The 19862-nt window shown below is 67.5% G+C and carries 19 protein-coding genes; 13 read left to right on the top strand and 6 right to left on the bottom strand.

All coding sequences use genetic code 11. The features are described 5' to 3' along the window. The 10 genes from NBY65_RS31975 (at position 1) to NBY65_RS31930 (ending at position 6516) form a co-directional block, all read left to right on the top strand. Positions 1–441 (top strand): hypothetical protein, encoded by a 441-nt coding sequence (locus NBY65_RS31975; RefSeq protein WP_150041180.1) that lies wholly within the window; start codon positions 1–3, stop codon positions 439–441. Then, complete coding sequence (locus NBY65_RS31970; RefSeq protein WP_150041182.1) at positions 441–725, top strand: hypothetical protein; 285 nt, start codon at positions 441–443, stop codon at positions 723–725. Before NBY65_RS31975 ends, NBY65_RS31970 begins: the two co-directional genes overlap by 1 nt. An 81-nt stretch (positions 726–806) precedes the next feature. Beyond that, the gene (locus NBY65_RS31965) at positions 807–2150 is read left to right on the top strand and encodes a phage tail protein (RefSeq protein WP_150041184.1); all 1344 of its coding nucleotides are present in this window, start codon (positions 807–809) and stop codon (positions 2148–2150) included. A gap of 159 nt (positions 2151–2309) precedes the next feature. Further along, positions 2310–2567, top strand: a complete 258-nt coding sequence (locus NBY65_RS31960; RefSeq protein ID WP_150041185.1) for an ABC transporter C-terminal domain-containing protein — start codon at positions 2310–2312, stop codon at positions 2565–2567. Between the two features lie 104 nt (positions 2568–2671). Further along, entirely contained in the window at positions 2672–4426 is a 1755-nt protein-coding gene (locus tag NBY65_RS31955; RefSeq protein ID WP_150041187.1) for a hypothetical protein, read from the top strand. Positions 4427–4525: 99 nt separating this feature from the next. Further along, a complete protein-coding gene (locus tag NBY65_RS31950; protein WP_250266044.1) occupies positions 4526–4759 on the top strand; it encodes a hypothetical protein in 234 nt (77 codons plus the stop codon). Between the two features lie 35 nt (positions 4760–4794). Then, a complete protein-coding gene (locus NBY65_RS31945; protein ID WP_250266043.1) occupies positions 4795–5526 on the top strand; it encodes a lysozyme family protein in 732 nt (243 codons plus the stop codon). Positions 5527–5661: 135 nt separating this feature from the next. Continuing rightward, on the top strand, positions 5662–5886 hold the full coding sequence (locus NBY65_RS31940; RefSeq protein WP_150041190.1) for a hypothetical protein: 225 nt from the start codon (positions 5662–5664) through the stop codon (positions 5884–5886). Beyond that, positions 5883–6287: a hypothetical protein gene (locus NBY65_RS31935; RefSeq protein WP_150041192.1), complete on the top strand. Its 405-nt coding sequence runs from the start codon at positions 5883–5885 to the stop codon at positions 6285–6287. The genes NBY65_RS31940 and NBY65_RS31935 overlap by 4 nt, the downstream gene beginning before the upstream one ends. Positions 6288–6297: 10 nt before the next feature. After that, the gene (locus NBY65_RS31930) at positions 6298–6516 is read left to right on the top strand and encodes a hypothetical protein (RefSeq protein ID WP_150041194.1); all 219 of its coding nucleotides are present in this window, start codon (positions 6298–6300) and stop codon (positions 6514–6516) included. A 50-nt stretch (positions 6517–6566) separates the two neighbouring features. Here NBY65_RS31930 and NBY65_RS31925 read toward each other — a convergent pair whose 3' ends face one another. From NBY65_RS31925 to NBY65_RS31905, 5 genes are all read right to left on the bottom strand, one after another. Beyond that, positions 6567–7352, bottom strand: coding sequence for a hypothetical protein (locus tag NBY65_RS31925; protein ID WP_150041196.1), 786 nt, complete (start codon positions 7350–7352; stop codon positions 6567–6569). A gap of 192 nt (positions 7353–7544) precedes the next feature. After that, the gene (locus tag NBY65_RS31920) at positions 7545–7997 is read right to left on the bottom strand and encodes a GIY-YIG nuclease family protein (RefSeq protein WP_150041198.1); all 453 of its coding nucleotides are present in this window, start codon (positions 7995–7997) and stop codon (positions 7545–7547) included. A gap of 432 nt (positions 7998–8429) precedes the next feature. Further along, a complete protein-coding gene (locus NBY65_RS31915) occupies positions 8430–11429 on the bottom strand; it encodes a DEAD/DEAH box helicase (RefSeq protein ID WP_150041200.1) in 3000 nt (999 codons plus the stop codon). Between the two features lie 241 nt (positions 11430–11670). Beyond that, entirely contained in the window at positions 11671–13122 is a 1452-nt protein-coding gene (locus tag NBY65_RS31910) for an ATP-binding protein (protein WP_150041201.1), read from the bottom strand. Between the two features lie 530 nt (positions 13123–13652). Further along, positions 13653–14117 (bottom strand): hypothetical protein, encoded by a 465-nt coding sequence (locus NBY65_RS31905; RefSeq protein ID WP_150041015.1) that lies wholly within the window; start codon positions 14115–14117, stop codon positions 13653–13655. Positions 14118–14278: 161 nt separating this feature from the next. Here NBY65_RS31905 and NBY65_RS31900 point away from each other — a divergent pair, with 161 nt between their 5' ends. Beyond that, positions 14279–15142: a hypothetical protein gene (locus NBY65_RS31900; RefSeq protein ID WP_150041016.1), complete on the top strand. Its 864-nt coding sequence runs from the start codon at positions 14279–14281 to the stop codon at positions 15140–15142. A gap of 538 nt (positions 15143–15680) precedes the next feature. On the opposite strand, the gene NBY65_RS33980 is transcribed toward NBY65_RS31900, so the two are convergent. Beyond that, complete coding sequence (locus NBY65_RS33980) at positions 15681–16160, bottom strand: histidine phosphatase family protein (protein ID WP_275266303.1); 480 nt, start codon at positions 16158–16160, stop codon at positions 15681–15683. A gap of 158 nt (positions 16161–16318) precedes the next feature. On the opposite strand from NBY65_RS33980, the gene NBY65_RS31890 reads away from it, so the two are divergent. Together NBY65_RS31890 and herA are read left to right on the top strand one after the other, a co-directional pair. Continuing rightward, entirely contained in the window at positions 16319–17590 is a 1272-nt protein-coding gene (locus tag NBY65_RS31890) for an SIR2 family anti-phage-associated protein (RefSeq protein WP_162530559.1), read from the top strand. Next, positions 17587–19350, top strand: coding sequence for an anti-phage-associated helicase HerA (gene herA / locus NBY65_RS31885; RefSeq protein WP_150041019.1), 1764 nt, complete (start codon positions 17587–17589; stop codon positions 19348–19350). Before NBY65_RS31890 ends, herA begins: the two co-directional genes overlap by 4 nt. Positions 19351–19862: the final 512 nt, after the last annotated feature.

The following is a 19862-nucleotide window of genomic DNA, read 5'->3' as shown; positions in this document are numbered from 1 at the left end:
ATGGGCGACCTTTTCTTTCTGGCCGTCCGTGGCGGCCGCGTCGTGGGCGAGTGGGAAACCGCCGGCTACCAACCGCCTTCCGTCCAGCCGGGAGACGAAATCATACGGGTCTCCTACGCGACCAGGCTCGCGCTCGACCCGCGCCGCGGCGAAGACGGCCTTCTCCCCGACCCGCGCACGGTCGGCCTGACGGCCATCATCCGGCTTGCCCCGCTTGACTTCTTCAGCCTGTTCACCGCGCAGGAGTTCGCCAAGGCCACCGAGGAGGCGATGGCGGATCCCGTGCTGTTCGGCTGGCTGCTCCGGGCAAGCGGGGCGCAGTATATCGACCTCAACGACCCGCTGACGGAAGAGGGACTCGACGCGCTCGTCGCGGGCGGCGTCCTGACGGCTGCGCGTAAGGCCAGAATCCTTTCGGGCGAGAAGCCGGAGGCGCCCTGATGTCCTGCCGTGCGTGCGCCTTCATCCGCAAGGGCGCCTTGAACTTGGCGCTCGCCCTCGACCGCTTCGCGAATGCGCTGCTGATGGGCAGCGCAAACGAGACCCTCTCGCAGCGCACCGCGCGCGCCCGGGCAGCAGGGCACCGATGGGCCTCCGTCGCGTGCGCCGTCCTGACGTGGGCGGCGAACCGGCTCGGCACTCCGGGCGACCATTGCGCCAACTCGCTCGACGGCGACGGCACATACGGCGTCGAGCTTTGGCATTGGTCGCCTCCCTCCGACTGACATCCTGACGGCCTCGCGGCCGACCTACCAACCTCCCCGGCCGCCGCGAGGCGCGTCGGCGCCTCCGCATGAGGGCATCGCATGAGCACGACCACAGAGCGCCCGATCGTTTGGCCTGGGGAGATCCCGGACGACCGCGACATCCTCGCCGGGTGGGTTTCCGGCATGATCTCGGATGGCCTACTCGCGCAAGCCGTCCTCGGCTCCGACACCGTGGCAGACGGCTTCGCGTGCGCGCCGACCGCTCCGGCTTCGCTGTCCTTGACCGTCGCGCCCGGCGTCCTCTGGCAGCTTGCCGCCGTGGACAACACGGCATACGGCTCCATGCCGGCCGACACCGCGCACGCTGTTTCCAAGAGTTTCTGGCTCGCCGACGCGGCAACGCTGGCCTTCACGCCGCCGACCACGCCCGGCTATACGCAGAACTTCCTTATCCAAGCTGGCGGCGCGGAATCGGACACCGAGGCGACCGTCCTCCCTTACTACAACGCCGACAACCCCGATTCGCCCTTCTCTGGCCCGGGCGGCTCGGGCGAGGCGCAGCCGACGCGCCGCCGCCGCACGGTCTCCCTGCAAGTGCTCGCGGGTGCGGCCGCGCCCTCCGGCTCGCAGATGACACCCGCGCCGACCTCGGGCTTCGCTCCCTTGTGGATCGTCTCCGTCGCGAACGGGGCGACCGCGCTCACGTCCGCGAACGTCGCGATGCACCCGAGCGCTCCCTTCGTCGGCCCCAAGCTGCGCGCGCGCGCGCCGCTCGAAAGCCCGGCGCTGACGGGAACCCCGACCGCGCCGACGCCTCCGGCCGCGGACAGCAGCACCCGCCTTGCAACGACCGCCTTCGTGCACGACACGCTCGGCTCGGCGACCTCGGGCGGCTTCTCCGTCCCGATTGGCGGCATCATCATGTGGAGCGGCACGTCCGTTCCGGCCTACTACCACCTCTGCGACGGCAGCGGCGGCACGCCCGACCTCCGCGACCGCTTCATCGTCGGCTCGGGCGGCAGCTACGGCGTCGGGACGACCGGGGGCTCCATCGCCCAGGGCGGCACGACCGACGCGCAGGGCGGCCACGCGCACGGAGGCGCCACCAAGGGGCACGCGCTGACCGAGGCCGAGATGCCGTCCCACTCGCACTCGGCGAGCGCTGACACGCAGGGCGACCACACCCACCCTGTCGGCACATGGCCCGTCAACGGCAGCGGCAGCCTCGTCGGCGGCTCCAACAACGCCGACCAAAGCGGCCACGGTATGGGGCATACGGAAACCGCGGGCGCCCACGGCCACAACGTCTCGGTCGGCTGGACAGGCGGCAACCAGACGCACGGACACGACCTCTGGCCGGACGGCACGCACGCGCACAACGTCAGCATCCCTGACGCACGCCCTCCGTTCTATGCCCTCGCCTTCATCATGCGGGTTTCCTGAGGCGGGCGTGTCGCCCCAGCCTTCGGCCACGCACGCATAACGGTTCACGTCTGGCCTCCGGCATAAGAACCGCCGCCGGATTTAACGAGCGGTTCATCCACGATGAGGACGGCGGAACGGCCGCGATACCCAATGGATTCTTCAGGATTCAACTTCAGCGTGGTGCACTACGCGGTCGCCACGCTCGTCGCCATCGGCGGCGTGTTCGTACATGCCGTCCGTCTGGCCGCCAGGGCGGCTGGGCTGCAGCGAGACGTCGAAACGCTGACGGACCGCTTCGAGAAACTCGAAGAGCGCGTCGAAAAGCACGAGGACCAAATCTCGCGGACGCTGTCCGACCTCGGCACGCGGCTGACGGCCATTGAGGCCGACATCAAGTGGCTCGTCCGCCAGCAGAACGGCGGGCGCACGCCATAAAATGTTGACAGGCTGAATTTTTCTGCCTTGCCGCCCTTGATTTTCGGACTTCGCAACGTCCACCTTGATTGCAAGTCCAATACATAACGCTGGGGGGAAGGGCGATGTCGTCGCTCGCACAATCAGCGTCGCCCGCGAGCGCCGGGGCCTCCGTTTTCGGCAAAGCGCTCTCCGTTCGCAAGGAGGCCGCACAACGCGGCATGTCGAAGTCCGCTGTCTCCCGGGAGCGCGCTGCCGCGAAGGCGCGCGCCATGGCGGAGGAGCTGGCCGCCCTGCGCGGGCAACTGGCGGCGTCCCAGTCGCGGGCGGCTGCAGCTCCCGTGGCGGCTTCCGTCGCGACGGCGGCCGAGAAGCCGCGCGTCCGCGTCAAGGCGGGATCGGCGCCGATCGCCGCCGAGGCGCCCGCGCCCAAGGTGGGGAAGCCGATCGCCGGCGGCACCCTCGTTCCACCAGAGGCCCGCGAGCGCCGGGCGCGGGGGCGGCGGTTCGTGCTGGTGGGCGCGCAGAACAACACCTGGGCGCACCGGGACTTCATTGAGAGCCTGCGCGTCTACTGTGACCTCAACGGCTCGCGGCTGATGGTGAGCGGGCTTCCCTACAACAGGGACGGATGGGAGCAGCCCCACAGGCTGACGAAGGAGGACGACAGCCTCTGGTACGACCCGCTGGTCGAGCCCTTCATGTCCGACGAGACCTTGTGGCTCGCGGATAGCCTGCTCTGGTGCGGCAAGGTCGCCACGCCCATCACCGCCGCCGACCCGCTGAGCGGCATGGAATCCTTCACCCGCGACGCGAGCGGCATCTTCCCGCACACCAAGGTCGCCATGAAGTCGCTCGCGGGCATGAAGTCCCATGGCGCCCGCTTCATCTACACGACAGGGTGCTGCACCCAGAGGAACTACATCCAGCGAAAGGTCGGCCAGAAGGCAGAGTTCCACCACGTCTTCGGCGCTCTGGCGGTTGAGGTGGCGAGCGACGGCGCGTGGTTCGCCCGGCAGCTCATCGCTGACGAAGGCGGGCGCTTCCAGGACCTCGAAACCGTCTACACGCCGCATGGTGCCCGAAGGGCCAACGTCGCCGGGATTGTCTGGGGCGACATCCACCGCAAGCACCTCGAAGGCGGTATGTTCAGGGCGTGCTGGGGCGACGGCGGCATTCTCGACACCCTACACCCGCGATGGCAGGTCGCGCACGACGTGCTCCATTTCACCGGACCGTCGCACCACTCGCTGAAAGACCCCTTCCTGCAGGCCCAGTACTACCGCGACGGCTCGAACTCGGTCGAGCACGAGTTGGATGGGGACGCCGACTTCTTCCTCGGCATCGAACGCCCCTGGTGCGAAACCATCGTGCCCGACGCGAACCATCACTGCCACCTGCGCCGCTGGCTTACCGAGGCGGACTTCCGCAAGGATCCCGCGAACGCCAGGATCGGGCACTACCTCGCCTGGCGCATTCACGAGGCCATCGAGCGGGGCGAGAACATCAACATCTATGAGGTCGCCGTCCGCGAGGCGGCGGAGCGCAAGCGCAAGGGCGCCCTCAAACGGACGCGATGGCTTCTGCCTGACGAATCCTTCGAAGTTGCGGGCGTCGAATGTGGCCTGCACGGCGACCTCGGGCCGAACGGCGCCAGGGGTTCGCCGAAGTCATTCCGGCAGCTCGGTCGGCGCGCCGTCACCGGTCACACGCACTCTGCCGGGATTGTTGACGGCGTGTGGACTGTCGGGGTCACCGGCTCGCTCGACCAGGGCTACAACAAGGGACCGAGCAGCTGGTCGCACACGCACTGCGTCATCTTCGAGAACGGCAAGCGACAGCTCATCACTATGCAGGGCGACCGCTGGCGCGCGGACTGAAGGGCTGCCCTGCCGCCGCCTGACCTGAACCAGCCGCCCTTCCCTCTCCCTGTCGCCCGCCCACCAGCCGCCGCCCGGTCCCACCGAGGCGGCGGTTCCATGTCCGGGGTGCCGCACATGCCGCCATTCCGCTTCCCGCTCGAGGACGCCATCGACGAGGCCGCCCGCGAGTGCATCGCCGCCGGACCGGTTGCGGTCCTCGTCGCCTGGGAGACGTCTGAGGGAGCCGTGGACTACCGCACGCTGCCCGCCAGCGCGGCGCTGTTCCGCGGCCTCGTCGAGATCCTGGCCGACCAGCTCGCCGCCGGCGGCGCGGATTCCGAGGACGCCTGACCCCTTCCCGAAACCCCTGGCCATTGGGGGAATCCATGACAACTGCCGACGACCTCAACGCGCGCGAGCTCGCGCGCGTGTCGGGCACCGCTGCTCCTGCAGCCGCCCCGCCTACCACGGCCGCCGATCCGGCGCAGCCGCCTGGGGGCCCGGCGCCCAGCGAGCGCGCCATCCAGGCCATCATCGGGTTCGAGGTGACGAGCCCGGCCTACTATCAGGCGCATTACCAGCATCCCAAGTGGCCCGGCGGCGCGTCGGGCGTCACGGTCGGGATCGGTTACGACCTGGGGACCGTGTTTCCCGCGCAGTTCCGGGCCGACTGGTCCGACGTGCTGCCCACCGCGACGGTCGACCTGCTGGCCAAGGTCGTCGGCAAGAGCGGCGCGGCCGCGCAGGCGGCGCTGCCGTCCGTGGCGGCGGCCGTTGTGCCGCTGGATGCTGCCATGGCCGTGTTCCGCAAGCGCACGGTGCCGGAGTTCACGCGCCAGACGCTGGCGGCCTTCCCGGGCTGCGGCGCCCTACCTGCGGACTGCTTCGGGGTGCTCGTCAGCCTCGTCTATAACCGGGGAACCAGCATGACGGGTGATCGCCGCTCGGAGATGCGCGCCATTCGGTCCGCAATCGCCGCCGGGCGCCCCCAGGACGTCCCCGCTCAGGTGCGGGCGATGAAGCGACTGTGGCCAGGGGCGAACGAGCGCGGCCTGCGCGACCGCCGCGAGGCCGAGGCCCAGCTGTTCGAGGACGGTCTCCGCGCTGCAGGCGCCTGACCGCGCTTCCGGGCGCCGCTCTCACTTGCTTGGCGGCACAGCACGATCGGCGGCTGAAAAGCCGCCCGGCGGCCGGAATTGACCGGGCGCCCTTCATTCAAATTCCCGCACAACGCCTGGACGGGAGGCATTCCCATGCGCCCCACTATCCGCGAAATCGTGCTCGGGCAGCTGGCGCAGAAGAGCACCGTAATCGCATTGCTCAATGCCGTCGCGCTGCTCGCCGGATTCCAGATCGCCCCGGATAAGCTCGACGCGCTTGGCCTCCTGCTGAGCGTGGTCGACTCAATCGTGCTTGCCGTCATCCAGGAGCGCGGCAGGCCGGACCGCCCGTGCCCCGGTCCGGGAGGCCAGTCATGATCACCGCCATCCTTGCGGCCTGGAGCGGCGCCCGGTCGCTGCTGGGCGGCATCTCGCTCAAGGGCATCGCCATCGCCACCGCCGTGGCGGCCGCGCTCGGGCTGGGCTTCCTGGGTGTCCGGTTCGCCGCCCAGGCGCGCGCCGACGCGGCTGCCGTGGCGCGGTTGACCGCCGAGCGCGACGAGGCCGTGAAAACGGCGAACGCGAACGCGGCCGCGCTCAAGGCCGCCGAGGAACAGCACGAGGCGGCCGCCCGTGCCGCCGCCGCGTCCGCCATCGCCCAGCGCGACCGCGAGGCCACGCTCGCCGCCGACCTGGAGTCCCTCCGCAATGCGCCCTCGACTGGCTGCAATCCCTCTCCTGCTGCCGATACTCTGCTTGGCCGCCTGCGCGCCCAGTGAGCCGCCGGCGGTGATCACCGCCGCCCAGGGACCGCAGGCCGCCCTGACACCGTCAGAGGCCGAGCTGTTCCGTTGCCCGCCGCCGCCCGTGCTGCCCGAGGGCGCCGTCGGGTATGAGGATGTCCTGGCGGTCGCGCTGCGGCTGCGCGCGGCGCTGGACACCTGCAGGGATATGGACAGCAGGCTGATCGAGCTGGCGACGCGGCCAGCGACGGCCTCTGCGCACTGAGGAGCCTGCTTTCACGGGTGGCAGGAACGGTCATAGGGTGCCCGCCGACATCACCTTCCCCGTTCCAGGCCCAATCCGTTTGCGTCCATCCATGCCAGGAGATCCTCTGCGTTCAGGTTCGCTTTCTGCATGGCCTGGCGAGCGAAAGTTCTGGCGCTGGCGTTGCTGCCTGCGGTTCCTCCCTCGGTGGCGAGGCCGAGGATCTGACGGCAGCCCCGCCGGAGCATGTTCCAGGAGAAATGCCCCTTGGTTCGAATCTCCTGTACGGCGAGTGCCACCGGGTCGCCCTCGTCTCCACCCGACAATCCGGTGGCCGAAGTCTGCTTCTCGATAAGCCGGTGACCCTGCTTGCTGAGGGGAATCGGCGGCCGCCCGTCGCGGACCGGGTGATGCAGTTCCATGTCATCCGTGAGCCGCTCGCCAGTGACAAGGCAGGTTTCGCTCATCTCGCGGCAGAGCGGCCGTGCCGTACCGCCCAGCAAGTAGCGGTCGGTAGCGTTCTGCTGCGCAGCAAGCCATTGCTTGAGGCCGTTGAGGAGGAGGCAGAACGCCCTGAAGTCATCGGGTAGCAGGTGGCTCATCATGCCAGGCGGCTTGTTCTGTGCCAGGAACTCCCGAACTTCCTCATTTTGCTCGGCAAGGGACTTTGCCTCCTCAATCAGCAACGTCCCGATCCTGTCCATGGTGCCCATCAGGGCGGACCTCGGCACTTTCCTGTTCAACGCCTCCGGGTCTTGCCGGGCCAACTCTCGGCAATAGGTATAGTATTCCTTGAGCATCTGCCTTTTGGCGTCAGGCGCAAGTGGAGCTGGGTTTTTCGGAAACTCGTAGGCCATATCCACGTCTTCTCGCGTACAGGAATCAGAGGTTGTCAAAAAAGGCCGCCCTCGGGAAACTGAGAGCGGCCTTTTTTGATTCGGACGCCTTACATACCATCGCGCAGGCGCAAGGAAAGGGGATGTCGTGCAGCTGCCCGCCGGGGCGAGGTCCGCGTGCTTCTGGACGACGAATACCGGGCGGTGCGCCCCTCAGACGTCGCAAACTGATGACTTGGTGTCATCGCCTCCCGCCCCTCGGCGGTTCCAGGCTGGCCGCCATGCCCGGATAATGCCTTCTTCTAGCCCCGCCACGCTGTCGAAGGGCAAGTTGCCGTTCAGGTTCATTGGCGGAGGAACTATCGTGAAGACCTCTACCTCGCGGCCAGCAGCCAGGAGCGCGAGAATTTCCTGCCTTATCCGGTGGGCAGTCCGAAGCGTCTTGGCAATCTCGTAGTGTCTCAGCCGCTGCCGCAGGCCGCGTTGGGCTGACCCAACGTAATGGACGATGCCGTCGACTGCGTAGGCATACACACCGGGTTCTCGTGGCAGCGGCTTGGCGCCTTCAAAGCGAATCGAGCCGGATGCCTCATCGTGCTTCCATACTCCAGCCCGGATAAAGCCCCCGGCAACGAGGTGGCTGGTATTCCCCGGCGCGCTGCTCACGCTGTCGCCTCGTCAATCAGGTCGCCAGGCTTCTCGTTGCCTTCCGGCGGGCGAACACGGTACTCGACCTTGCCCATGATTCCCTTGTTCCGCCGCAATACCACAAGCCCTCTCTCGCGAGCATCATGTTTCAGCCTCTGGGAAACATACTTCGGCTGATTGAGCGTCCTCATGAGGGTCAGTCGAAGTGTCCAATCGTGTGGGAGGTTATCCGCTCCAGGTGCCGCCATTTCTTGCATCTTGCTCAGCCAGCGTTTGGGTCAACGAACCACATCATTCAGCACGGCAGGGAAATCCCATCGGGTCTGATGATAAGGCGAATTCCGTTTCATCCTAGCACAGGACGGCTGGAAGGGTAGGACGCGCCACGGCTACCGCGCACCCTTCGTTCCCCCGGCGTTCCCTCCCCGTCCAGCGTTTACGTCACGGAATTCACGCCGCCCTCTGTCCCCGCGCCGCCGCCCGCTCCCGTGCCAGGGCGGCCAGGGCCGCTGTGATGATGTCGCCCGTCGTGCCGCCCATCTCCGCCTGCAGTTCCCTGATCTGCTCGAGGACCGCAACGGGCAGTGCCGCCGTCCCCATTGCCCGGCCTTCCCGCCAGGCGCGTGCGCGTTCGGCGTCCGACATGGCCTTGTCGCCTTTGGGCGGGCGCCCACGGCGGCGTGGCGCGGCCGGGGCGGCATCGGTAGGCGCGAGGGCGGCAGCGAGCGGCGCGGCATCGGCGGGCTCGCAGGATTCCCCACCCTCCGGGTTGCCCGGCTGATCCCCGGCATCCGTCGCCGGCGGGGCTGCCAGGAACGGCATGGGAACCGGAATCTCAGGGGCATCGTCGGCCATCCGGGCGGCGTCGCTTGCCGGAGCTGCGCCCTCCCCTCCCGCGGACGGCTCGGGTAGGGCAACGGCCTCTGCCTCGACCTCGGCGGCCTCCTCGGTCGCGGGCAGCGGCATGCCGGGGGATGCCTCGATGGGCGGCTTGCCCGGTTCGGCGGTCACCGCCGCGGCGGGAGCGGACGCATCCGGGCCGACGCCCTGCGGCCGCTCGACGGCGGCTTCGGCCGGACCGACATCCTCGGGCTCGCTCGTCGCCTCCGGCGCCGGGGCGGCTTCGACCTCGACGGCGGCCGTGGTCTCGACGGGCGGCTCGGCCTTGGCGATGCGCGACGTTGCGGGGGCAACTGCCTCGCCCAAGGCGACGGCGAGCAGGTCGGCGGGCAGCTGGCGGCGGTAGCGGCGGACCAGCTTCTGACCGAGAGCCGCCTGCCTGGCCGTGAGCACGTCGAGCATGGCCAGCTTCCGGCCGATCACGGTGTCCAGCCTGTTGAACCCGACGCCGTTGATTTCCCGCGCGCCGTCGCGGTCGAGGCCCGCGAGGATCCGCAGGCCCGCGTGGATGGCAGCGACGGCCTCTGGCGAAAGGGCAGCCGCCACAGCCGCGACGTCCTCGGGAGTGCTGTCGGCCGTGGCCGCGCGGGCCGCCCCTGCATCGTCGGTATCCGTGTCGGAGGCCGCCCCGGCCTGCACGGCGGCTTCGATGCGAGCCTGCTCCTCCGCGATGCGGCGCGCCCGCTCCTCGGGGTCTTGGATCTTGTCGAGGGCGGCGTCGATGACGCGCTGCTTGCCCGTCACCGTGGCCGCCATGGTCGCATCCAGGCTGCCCTCGAGCACGATGTGCTGCACGAGCACCGCGTTCCGCTGCCCGAGGCGCCACGCGCGGTCCTCGGCCTGCGACAGGTTGCCAGGCACCCAGTCAAGCTCGGCGAACACCACATGCGCCGACGCGGTGAGCGTGATGCCGACCCCGGCCGCCTGGATGTTGCCGATGAACACCCGGATATCGTCGCAGTTTTGGAAGGCGTCCACGGCGTCCTGGCGCTTCGCCGGGGGCGTGTCGCCCGTGAGCACGACGACACCGAGGTCGGCCAGGGCGCTCTTCAGCAGGTCCACCACGTCCTTGTGGTGGGCGAACACGATGACCTTGCCGCCCGCCTCGACCGCCTCGCGCACGTGGTCGGCGACCAGTGGCGCCTTGGCGACCGCCGTCTCGTGGCGGACGCGCGACATGTCGGGCAGCGGGACCGACTGGCCCGCCTGCAGCGCGGCGACAGCGCGCTCGTAGTCGCGCGGGTCCTCGCTGGCCTTGGCCAGCTCCACCTTGGCCCGCAACTCGGCGAGCTGCTCCTTGATGCGCGCCTCCTCCTCGGTCGCCTTCCTCTCGGCGGTCAGCGCGGCCTTGAGGGCGGGTGCGTCGGCCGGGAGTTCGATGATCTGGCGGCGCTTGGGAGGGAGTTCGGTCAGCACGTCCTTCTTGAGGCGGCGAACCATCACCGTCTGCCTGAGCAAGTCCTGCAGTTCGTCCAGGTGCGAGGCTCCGTTGAAGTTCCATCCGTAGCCGTCGTTGCGGGCGTCGCAGTAGCGCCGCGCGAACGACCAGAAATCACCGAACGTCGCGGGCGCCAAGCTGTGCACCAGCGGCCAGAGCTCGACGGGCCTGTTGGTCAGCGGCGTGCCCGTCAGGTAGAGCCGGCGGCGCGCGCGGATGCCCTCGACGGCCTGATCGGCGCCTTTCTTCTTCCCGCCCAGGATGCCCACCGTGCGCGCGGCGTCCTTGCTCTTGAGGTAGTGCGCCTCGTCGAGAATGAGGGCGTCCCACTCCACCGCGCGCAGGGCCTCGGCGGTGGCCGTCTTGCGGCTGAAGGCGTCATAGGTGGCCACCACGACGTCAGCCGCCGGAACCGTCTTCATGTCGGCGATGCCGACGCTCAACGTGCGGCTGCCGAACATCCCGAACTCGCGGACCCAGTTGCGGGTCAGCGAGGCCGGGCAGATGACCAGGATCCTCTTGAGGCTTTCGTCGGCGTTCACGACGCCGATTGCCTGCGCGGTCTTGCCCAGCCCCATGTCGTCGCCGAACAGCGTGTTCTGGCGCGCGAGGGCGAACGCGATACCCGCGCGCTGGTAAGGGAGATACGACCTGCCCTCGGCGATCGGCAGCTCGATGTCGGCCGACTGTGCGCGGCTCGCCTCGATGGCGTGCCGGACCTGGGCCGTCTCCGCATCGAGGCGGGCCTGCGTGGCCTCGTCGGCGTAGGCGCGCAGCTTGTTGGCGACGGACGCATCGTCGGTGAACCAGAGCTTCCGCTCGCGGTCCCAGTGCAGCCCTGCCTCCCGCGCGGCGTCACCGCAGCCGTACTTGGTCCGGGCCTCCCAGCGGTTGCGGGCTTCGGAGAACACCAGGACGACCGGGCGGCTCTCGGCGACCGGATCCGCAGCACCGTCGCGGAGCGCCTTGGCGGCCTCGGCATCACGGGTCCACCAGACCTTGTACGTCCGGTCCCAGGCCATCCCGGCCGACCGCGCGGCGTCGCCCTCGGACGTTCCGTACTTGGTCGTCGCCTCCCAGCGCGCGCGGTGCTCGTTGTAACCAACCTGCATCGTAGCCTCCCAGGCGGCTATTCGGCTCTATGGAAGAGAAATCGGTACCTGCGATTTCGCGGAACAAGAGGATTTCCGTTTGCGAACGGAATTCTTCTGTGGATATGGAGATGCCGTTACGAGATTTGTTGACAACCTCCGACGCGCCTACTCAACAGCGCGCAGGGTTCGCCATCCGCTTCTGTCACCACACACGAGAAGGCCGCCCCGATCTTGAGGGCGGCCCTGCTCTTTGCGAAGGTTACGCCTGCCCGGAATGCTCCAGCAGGCCGGGCTCGCGCGCCGCCGCCAACGCCAGCCGCGCCCCGAGCTTGGTGAGCGCCCGGTGGTAGTCCTCGCTCAGGTGGTCGGGAGCCCACTCATGGCCGAGCTCGTGCAGCAGGAAATCCAGCACGCGCTCCGAGGCACCCTCCTCGAAGAACCTCCTGCCGAGCGCTGCCCGGTTGGCAATCAGGCGCCGCTTGCCGTAGCACCCATCGAAGCGCCAGCCGGGGTCGTCCGCGATTTTGACCGCGATGTCCGCGTCGATGGTTGCCAGGGCGACCCTGCGGGCGAGGGCGGCAAAGGAGTGCTCGCCGGCGCTCCACACGTGTTCCTGCACCAGAACGAGCGGGCTCCCGCCGGGGGAGAAGGGCTTGGGGCTGGGTGTCACCTGGCCAGCGGGAAGCAGCGCGCCCGCAGCCCGGACATTCTTCCACTCGTCGCCCGACAGCTGCCCTCCGTGCACGACCGTGTAGCCCTTGACGATGGCGAGCTTGTTGGCTTCGAGGTCGGACGGGTCATGCACGACCGCCTTCCGGCCGAAGCGGTGGCGAATGACCGAGCGGACCGCGTCGGCGCTGATGCCCGACGTGCCCAGCGCCTCGCGCACCCACACGGACGTCGCCTGCTTCTTGGGTAGCTGCTCGTGGACAGCGTTCAGCACGAGTGCGCGCAGAGTCCGCAGATATCCGGGCGGCACGTGCTCGCGTTCGAAGCCAAGCGGCACCTTCTGCTGCACGTCGACGTGGTAGCCGTCGCCCGTCTCCACGACGGGAATGCCCATCTCGTACAGCGTGCCGGTCTCGCCCGGGGCCGGGCGGTGGACGCGAACGACCGTCTTGCGGGTGGCCGGGCGCAGGTTGCCCTCGGTGTCCGAGACCTCCGTGCGCAGCGACGCCTCGAACGTCGCTACCGGCTCACGAGGCCGGAGCGCCGTGCCGTTGAACGTCGTCTCCACGCCCGCCGGTGCGAGCAGGCGCCCCATTGCCCGGCAGCATGCGTCGGACTCGGCGTTGGTCAGCCGCAGGCGCCCCTCGAAGACGGAGCCGCGCTCGCGGCAACGCCGCAGATGGTGGCGCCCGTCCGCGTCAAAGCGGACACCCCCTTTGGTGGAGACGATCTCGGCCTCCTCGCACAGCGCGAGCACGAGCTTCTCGCCGAGATTGAAGCGCCCGCGCTTCTCAGCGTTGCCCTTCTTGCCGCTCTCCGCGAACAGCGTCCACGCGTGCCGCAGGTCGGCGAAGCCGTCCGGGTCGTCATCCTCGACCCGCAGGACCGCCACGCGTGCCCCGGGTTCCTTGGTCAGCCGGACGTCGACCCGGGCGACCTGCTGGTCCCAGGCGTTCTGGACGAGTTCGTAGAGGACGAACTCCTTGCCCTTGCGCTCGAGAATCTTGGCCAGCCCATTGCGGTCAACTTCGAACCACTGCATGTAAGCGACCTTCCGCAAGGCGCCGCTCCCGTTCCGCGGGGGGCGCTGCCGTCGATGAGTTCCCGCGATGTGACGCGGGAGCCGATACCTGGAGCGGACCGCCGGTGGCGGTCAGGCGCCAGCTATTCGGGCCGCACGCAGGACGACGGTGCGGGCCGACATGGCGGTCAGTTCGACGGGAAGGATGGTCTGCAAGGCTGTCTCGCTGGTCATGGGCGTTCGTGCGCCCCGGTATCCATAACCACCGGCCATTTCGCGGCGGCCGGATGGCCGCCTCGGGAATCAGGGTATGGAATGATGGATGGACAGCATCAGGGCTATATACCGGATTTCGGTGCGGATGTCGATCGAGCTTCGGGTGGGCCGCCGCAGGCCGCCCGGCAGCTTGCCGCCCGGGAACCGGGATGGAGGCCGGGCTCGGCCGAGCGACCGCAGTTGAAGGAAATGAGGCTGCCCGGGAAGGATCCCGGGCGGCCTTTCTGATTCCAAGGCGTCAGTAGAGTCCGAGGGCGCCGGCCTCCGGCGTGCGGCTACCGCGCGGTGCCGTTGGCGAAGGTCACCGTCTCGGCGGGGGCTTTTCGGAACGCGGGGAACGCCAGCTTGAGTGCGCCGCTGCCGTCGACCGACACCCTGGGGACATCCGAGCAGGTGCCGAGCGCGCCGGAGGCGGTGGGGCGGGGACCGGACAGGTCGATGGCGTAGAACATGGCCGGGCACGCCTCGCCCATCGTGTCGCCCTTGATGACGACGTAGCGGCCGCCGTAGACGCCTTGGACGCCCGCCATGGAGACGGAATCCTTATCGAAGACAGCTGGCGGAATGACGGTCTGGCCGCCGACCCGCACCTGCAGAGGCTGGCCCATTGTCCCGTAGACCTCGACGCGCTTGCCCGCGACATCGCGCGTCTCGCTCGGCTGCGCGGCATGCGCGGCATGCGGCAGCGTGCAGGCGACGGCGAGCGCGAGGGCAGCGCTGCGGATAGGCTTCATCGTCATGTGGGGACTCCTGGCATCCGGTTCGCTGGCCGGGCGCGAGAGAGTCGCCTGGGTGTTCGTTGCGGTCAACGCGATTTATATCCGGAACAGCATTGATTCCGAGAGTTCCAGATCTCCATGATTCCTTTACGAGCCGCGAATGCGGCCATGGGAGGTCAACGATGGGGGAGAACGGGACCGTGCGCAGCAGGCCGCCTGCCGGATCGTGGCACGCCGAGGCGTATAGGCTGCACGTCGAGGAGGGGCTTTCGTTCGCCGAGATCGGGCGGCGGTTCAGTGTGGCGGCGGAGAGCGTGCGCTACGCCGTGAGAACGATGGAGCGCAACGGCGGCGCCCGGCCGCCCGGCGCGCAGGATGCCTCCTGGCACATGGAGGCATGGAGGCTCTACGCCGACGGCATGTCGGTCAGGGACATCGCCGCCCGGTTCGAGGTCGACCGCTCGACCGTCAACCTTGCGCTCCGGAAGCTGTCCGGCCACCTCGGCCCGCTGCGGCCTCGGCGGAAGCCGACGGTCCGATACGACCATGCGGCGGCGTTCAGAGCGATGGTCGAAGGCGGCCTGTCGTTCGCGGAGGCGGCGGCACGTTTCCGTGCCGATGTCGGCGCCTTCCGTGCCGCCATGCGGCGGCACGCGGCTGCCCATGGCCTGGAGATGCCCACCCATCCGCCCAAGGCGGAGGACGCCGCCCCGCCCCGGGTGAAGACGCAGAACTCCGGAGAGGCGCCGAAGCTGACCAGGGCCACCAAGCCGACCAAGGCAGCCGCGACGAAGCCGGACCGGGTGCCGACGGCGGCGCCGAAGCCCAAGGCGGTCATGCCGCCCCTCCCCGCCCCGCCGCCGGCGATCAGCAAGCCGCCTGTGCATGTCGCGCCGCCCGCACCGCCGACGGTCGCCCGCAGGCCCCGCCCGGACCGCTCTGGCGACGAGGCGGCCATCGCCGCGTTCCTCGCCAGCCGTGGCGCTACGCGCATCGAGGCCCGCTGGGCAGCGGGCAGCCGCCCCATCGCGCTGCCCGGCGCCTGACCAGCAACCGGACGCCGACGATCGCGAGGTCGCTCTGGGAAGGGCCTGGGGCTGCTTCCATTTCGACGGGTATCTTGCTCGCGGATCCTCGCCGTGCGACGGTCATCTAATGCGATATCGTACCGTGCTGGCCCTATCCTGTGCAGCAAGCTTGCTTGCTTCTTGCGCCAAGAACTTTGAAATTCTCCCACGCCCGCCGGAAGGTTATCAGGCGTTTCGCTTTAATCGTGAAGTCAGCGTGTCGCAAGGCCCGCTGCGTGGGCCGGTAATATTTCCGGCCGGCACCCTCATGGTTGCGGATAGAAAATTGAGAGATGGCGGCCAACTGCTCTTTTGTGGCCTTGGATTGCCTGGTGAAAGCGCAACCACGAAATGTGTGGGCTTCGACGGCCACGCAATGACCATAACATTTCCGCTAACGGGGGAAGTATATTCAACGCCCGTCTCCCCAGAGGACGTCACTTTGCTGCGCAACTAGCTAGGAGTGTTGGCGCCAGAGCGTCGTCAGCGGAACGCCGCCCTGGCGAAACCGAGGCTGCTACCCCTTCCACTCGTCCTCGATACGGCGCCATCCCGACGGGAAACGGCTCTCGGTATCGAAGGAGAAGACGTTGCCGCCTCCATTGCCCGGATGGTCTTCCGTCCGGCTGACCGGGATACGCTTGAGGTGGCACAGCAGCAGCGCGCCGACACCGCCATGGGGAATGACGGCGGTGTCTCCGTTGCTGACGGCCGTCGGCATGATGCGCTCGACTGCCGCCACGATCCTCCTCTGGGCATCCGCCGCCCGCTCCCACCCTCGCACGCTCTCCTCAGGGCGAGCAAAGAACTGATCGGCCACCTCTTCGAATTCGGTCTTCGGCAGGTAACCCGTGGGCCGGGTAACGGCGCCGCAGCGGAGGATGGGCCGCGTTCGCGCATGTGAGGGCAAGCCGCCACTACCCGGCCGCTGCCGGTATCCGGCCGACGGCGGCTTCCATTTCGACGGGCATCTTGCTGACCGGCGCCAACCGGCCACATGGTGGATGCGGGCCACAAAAAGGATTCACTGTCAGCATCAATGACTATGTTTTCGGTCTTTTCAATGGTCAGGATAAGGGGTCTACTCATCGTCCGCAGAGAGATCGCGCGTTGGCTCCTGGTTGGCAGCCTCTTCGCTACTTCGGAGATGTGGACTTGAGTTCGGATTTTTATGCGGTTCGCGGTACACGTAAGCTTGGCGAGGAAGAATTCAGGGCTCACTTGGCCCTATGCACGAGGCTGGAAAACATCGCCGTGCTTCTCGGCGCAGGCGCCTCGGTTGGGGTTGGCGGCCGCACGATGCCAGCCCTGTGGGATGACTTCTCAGCAGTCTCTCCTGCCTCGGTTAATTGGCTCAGGGGAGAGGGCTTTCTCACAGCTGCGACGGGGGATACGGAGAACGTCGAGTTTCTCCTTGATCGAATTGAACTCGCCGATATGGAGTGGTCTCGCGCGGGAAGGCATACCGAACTCGCCATTCTGCGAATCCACCGAGCCGAGTTGAGACGGGCCGTGCTGCGAGCCGCTCTTCTTGACGAGGCCAGTTGGACCGCCCCGGAAACACCTGCCGCCAACCCGAGGATGCGGGACCACATGCTCCTGCTGGCTCGTTTGGTGGCCAATCGCCAGCCCGGGCAGGCCGCACCGTGGGTTTTCACCACGAACTACGATCTAGCAATCGAGTGGGCTGCCGAGACTCTGGGTTTGCAGGTCGTGAACGGATTTTCGGGCCTTCACCTGCGGCGCTTCAACGCCGCCAGCTATGACCTAGCCCTGACGCACGCAACGGCACGCGGCGAGGCACGCTTTGGCACCTACCACGTCTATCTCGCCAAACTGCATGGCTCGCTGTCGTGGCGCGCCCTTGCAGATGGTTCGGTAGTGGAAAACTCCTCCAGTGCCCAGTGGCCATTGATGTCGGCCTTTCTGGAGGGAAAGACCGAGGACTGGCCGGGACTGCTCATCTTCCCCGGCGCCGCGAAATTCGTGCAAACCACGGGCTTCGTGTACGGCGAGGTTATCCGCCGCCTGACCGACTTTGCGTCGCGCCCCAATACGGCCTTGCTGGTGTGCGGCTACGGCTTCGGCGACGATCATCTCAATCGGATACTTCTTTCCGTCCTACAGAACCCGACCGCGCAGATTGTGGTGTACCTGCCTGAGGCGAAGGACAGGCTGCAGCTGCCTGGTGCTCCCCCGCCGACCAAGCCTTTCCCCAACGGACATCCAGTTCACCACCTACTAGGGCTCGGGTTGCCGCAGGTCACCGTTGTCGGTGCGGGTGCCCGGGCTTACTTCGGGGAGTTTGTTGGGGATCTCCCGGAACCCGCCCTTATGGATGATCTCGCTTCGGGCGCTCACGCCTTGCAGCGCGCGATCCAGAGGCTTGAAGCACCATCCCCGCCCCCCGTCGGGCTGACGGCATGATTATTGGCCGTCACCCGCTGGGCTACGTGGTGGAGGTCGATGGCCCGCAGGTGCTGCTGAACCTCCATGAAAGCACCCGTGGACATGCTGCGGGGCATGCAGACGGCGTATCGACCGTCGGCCAGCCGGGCGACCTCATTGGGGTCGAGGGGGGCTCCAACGTCATCGTCGTCCGCGTTCTCTCCGTAGCCTTTGCGGAGCCGCGAGAAGTGCATTCACGGGGCTCGATGGGGCGTTCCACTCCTGCAGTCCCGCTTCGACAACTCCGTGGCTGCGTTATCGGCTGCATCTCCCGGCACAATGAACGACTTGAATTCACGGCGCACGAATGGCGACTGCCTGTTCTCGGCGCTGCAGCCTTCCCACTCTCTGACCTTGAAGTGCTCGCGACGCTTGGAGGGAAAACAGGTGACGGTGAGCGCATTCTGCTGGGCAGGGATGCGCGGAGCGGGCTGCTTCCTTTCTCGGTGGGAGTAGACGGCCTTCTTGGACGGCACCTTGCGGTGCTCGGAGGAACCGGCCAGGGCAAGACGCACTTCGTCGCGGCCCTCCTGCAATGCCTCGCCCGCGCTCCCGACGCGCGCATCGTCGTGTTCGATGTCAACGGAGAATACGCCCCGGCCTTCGCATACCTCGGTTCTCGCCTGCTGGTGACGCGTCTCGGTAAGGAGGGTCTTCGGATTCCGTACTATGCACTCGGGCGCCACGGACTCTCTCGCCTGCTGCTCCCGAGTGAGCGGGCTCAGATGCCTGCCCTGCGGTTCGCGCTCGAGCGGCTCGCTTTCGTTGAGGCTAACGAGGAGGGGGCGGGTCTGGTTGGCGAGGCAAAGGTGCTCTTCGACGACTGTCGAGCGGGCGACGCGAGAGATGCCTTCCAGGCGATTCGGAAGTTGAAAGCAGGTGGGGCCAAACCTGCAGCGAAATGGCCGCACATGTCCGCCCTTTCTTGTCTGTCCGCAGAGTGGTACGCGACACGCGAGGATAGGGGCGTTGCGCGCCGCGACTCATTTCATTACGGGCATATACATTCGCTTGTGAACCGAATTCGGGGTCTTATTGAGGATGAGCGGTTCCGGGAGGTAGTCCGAGTGGAAGGCGGCCAGCCTGCCGAGGGGGCGTTGTCCATGGCTGCGGAAGGGGCAAGATTGGTCGAGACCGTCTTCGGCAGCCAAGCAGGCAACCCGGGCGGCTGGTCCGTGCACGTGGTTGATCTCAGCCGCCTCGCACAGGATCTGATGCCATTCGTCCTTGGCTCATTTCTGGAACTCTACGCTGCGGAGCTGTTTCAGCGCGGTCCGGGTAACACGCATCCAACACTGCTGGTGCTGGAGGAAGCTCACCATTACCTGCGTCAGCTACCGGGTGACGCAGAAACCGGCCAGCACGCGCTTGCCTACGAACGGCTGGCCAAGGAAGGCCGCAAGTTTGGCGTTTCTCTTCTTGTGAGCACACAGCGACCTTCCGAAGTGTCTCCGACCGTCCTTGCCCAATGCGGCACATGGGCGGTTTTCCGCCTCAGCAATGAGGCTGACCAGCGCTCGGTTTCGGCGGCTGCCGAATCGGCTGCGGCGAACGTGGCGCGCCAGATGTCTGGCCTTGCACGGGGCGAAGCCATCCTGTTCGGCGGGGCGGTTCCCATTGCCACGCGCATCGCTGTCGTGCGTCCGAACCCGGAGCCACGCTCTGCCGATCCCTGTTTCGGAAGAAGCTGGAAGATGGGAAGCGATGTCGGCGAGGAATCGCCCCCGGTCCCGGATTAGCCGACATCTGGGCTCTGATAGTCTGATAGCCAGCTTGTGCGGCCGATGCGTATCGGCGGCCATCGCGCCGATGGCTGCGCAGGTAGCGCCGGATCGCCTCAATCGCCGCCTTCCAGCCGAACCTCCGCGGCAGCTGGCGATGGGCGGTTGAAGGCCAAGTTCGGCGAGATCCTCGCTGACGGGTCGGCGAACGGAGCGCACCGAGCGGTGGCGAGTGAGCGGGCGACGTTTGCTGTCGGCTCTGTACACGTTGCCATTGTATCGCCTACAGGCCTGTGATACGTTCACCACGCTTCCTACCGGCACCTAGTTTTCCAGGTGCCTGCAATTCAGCAGACGGTGGCCCCGGCTATGGTCACCCGTATCATCTTCAGCCGGCGTTCGCACTTCCGGGCGCCAGCATTATCAGACCGGACGCACGCGGCGCCCATGCGGTGCTTCGTTGAAGCCGTCCGAGCACACTCTCCGTCCATCTCCCGTCATCTCACGAAAGCAAATAGTCGTTTGGGAGA

It is taken from the genome of Rhodovastum atsumiense, assembly GCF_937425535.1.
GTDB lineage: Bacteria > Pseudomonadota > Alphaproteobacteria > Acetobacterales > Acetobacteraceae > Rhodovastum > Rhodovastum atsumiense.
The sequence above is the reverse complement of the archived record's forward strand: the minus strand, read 5'-3'. Positions and strand labels throughout refer to the sequence as shown.